Raw genomic sequence first — 2320 nt, 5'->3', positions numbered from 1 at the left:
AACTGTTTATTGATACATTCCGTAGAATTGGAATGCTACCTTTTAAGGAGCGCGTATATGCCAAGGCTGATTAAAGTAGATAAGATTGTCGATGATGCGTGGCAAATTCTAGATAAAGGTTTTTCAGGCAAGCTTGAGCAGAGCCAGGTATTTGTTCCCTTAAACTATTTGCTTGAAAACCCTGGATGCATTGATGCTTCTGAAGTTGGCGTTTGGCTCGACAGCGACGAAGAACCGGAAGCGCTTGCACCCTACCTGGATAAGCTTCCTGCTATTGCAATAAACTTCCCTAAGTTTGTTGACGGGCGCGGCTACTCCTATGCTCGTATACTTCGCGACCGTTTGAACTTTGAGGGTGAAATTCGTGCAATTGGCGACATTCTTCACGACCAGCTTTTCTATCTGAAACGCTGCGGTTTTGACGCATATGCAGTTCGAGAAGACAAAGATATTGAGGTCGCACAAGAAGGCTTGTCCGACTTTACTGAATCTTATCAAGCAGCAAGCTTTATGAATCAACCACTATTTCGCCGTCGCGGCTAACGAGTGCTTAGTACCCACCTCTAAGACCCCAAACCAGGATCTTAGAGGTGGAGCTTTTCAAACAAACTCCCCCTCCTCTTCCCCTTACGTCGTTCTTCATCCGCTAAAAATACAGCTATACTAATAACATATCTGGCGTTTTTTAAAGGAGTCAGCAATGCGTATTGGTGTACCAAAAGAAGTCAAAAATAACGAATTCCGCGTCGCCATGACGCCTAACATTGCTCACGAGCTCTATTCTCATGGACATAAGGTTTTTATAGAGAAAGATGCAGGATTAGGATCCGGTTTTTCAAACCAAGAATACCTTGACGCAGGGTCGACTGTGCTCGAATCTGCTGTTGATATTTTTCACCAAGCAAACCTGATTCTTAAGGTAAAGGAGCCGCAAGCCTGGGAGCGCAGCCAGCTCACCGCAGGTCATATACTGTTTACATATTTACACCTTGCACCAGATCTTCAGCAAACAAGCGACTTGCTAGATAGTAAAGCAACGTGCATCGCCTATGAGACGGTTTCCGATGCTGCGGGACACCTTCCTCTTCTTACACCAATGTCAGAGATTGCTGGCCGAATGTCAATTCAGGCAGGCGCTCACTGCCTTGAGAAATCGCAGGGAGGTCGCGGCGTACTCTTAAGTGGTGCCCCCGGTGTCGAACCGGCACGCGTTCTGATACTTGGTGGCGGAGTTGTCGGCCGCAATGCTGCTAAAATCGCTGTTGGCATGGGGAGCGACGTAACCGTATTCGATAAATCGATTGAAACACTAAGAACACTAGAAAGCGAGTTTGGCAACAGCATCAAAACTCTATACGCAAGTCGCGCAGCCCTACTCAAACTCCTACCTCACTGCGACCTTGTTATTGGGGCTGTGCTAATTCCCGGCGCTACCGCCCCAAAGCTAATTACTAAAACTGACCTAAGCCAGATGAAAAGCGGCAGCGTGATCGTAGATGTGGCGATAGACCAAGGTGGATGTATTGAAACCTCAAAACCTACAACTCATGAAAAGCCAGTATTCACAATAAATAATGTCGTACATTATTGCGTCGCCAATATGCCCGGAGCCGTTGCACGAAGTTCAACTCTAGCTTTAACGAACGCTACAGCGCCTTACGTAATCGAGCTTGCTAATAGAGGTTGTCGTAAAGCACTGGAAACGAACCCGGGCTTTATGAAAGGTCTGAATATTGTTAATGGGGAGCTCTGTAACAAGAACGTTGCCGAGGCACAAAACCTAAAAAGCATTTCTCTTGAAAATGCGCTTAATAAGCTTTGATTCCTTATAGCAGCATAAGCTGATTCGCCGACATTAAGTAAATACTCGCAAGCCATCCAGAATAAACTGGATTGCCAGTGCAGCTAAGATCATTCCTAAAAAACGTTTTAATACTTCATCACCTATCGCACCAACCAGGCGTTTAACATTGCCCGAAAAAATCATCAGAATACAGGTTAGCGTGCTGATAGATACAATGGCAAACATCACAGAAAGCTGGCCCAAAGCCGAACTAGTCGAAGAAAACAACAAAATACTTACTGTTAAAGAGCCAGGCCCCGCAAGTAGCGGTATGGACAATGGGAAAACCGATATATCTCTGCCATTCCCGCTGCCAGCGAAAGACAAACTACTGGTAACCATACGAAACGCCGTATAAAACAAAAGCACGCCACCGGATATCTTGAATGCATGAATACTAATCGCAAGCTTACTTAAAAGGAGTTCACCAAAATTGCCAAACAATACTAGTAGCATCGTGGAAATAAGACAGGCCTT

3 protein-coding genes are annotated in these 2320 nt (G+C 45.5%); 2 read left to right on the top strand and 1 reads right to left on the bottom strand.

The window, feature by feature from the left end; all coding sequences use genetic code 11:
- Positions 1 to 57 precede the first annotated feature (57 nt).
- Complete coding sequence (locus A3757_RS18805; protein WP_068507521.1) at positions 58 to 543, top strand: DUF934 domain-containing protein; 486 nt, start codon at positions 58 to 60, stop codon at positions 541 to 543.
- 157 nt (positions 544 to 700) lie between these two features.
- Positions 701 to 1822 carry an alanine dehydrogenase gene (ald, locus tag A3757_RS18800; protein ID WP_068507523.1) on the top strand — a complete coding sequence of 374 codons (1122 nt, stop codon included), beginning with the start codon at positions 701 to 703 and terminating at the stop codon, positions 1820 to 1822.
- 33 nt (positions 1823 to 1855) lie between these two features.
- Here ald and A3757_RS18795 read toward each other — a convergent pair.
- Positions 1856 to 2320, bottom strand: a 465-nt coding sequence (locus tag A3757_RS18795) for a MarC family protein (RefSeq protein ID WP_068740081.1), incomplete at its 5' end; no start/stop codon positions are given.

The sequence above is a fragment of the Oleiphilus sp. HI0117 genome (genome assembly GCF_001635235.1).
The sequence above is the reverse complement of the archived record's forward strand: the minus strand, read 5'-3'. Positions and strand labels throughout refer to the sequence as shown.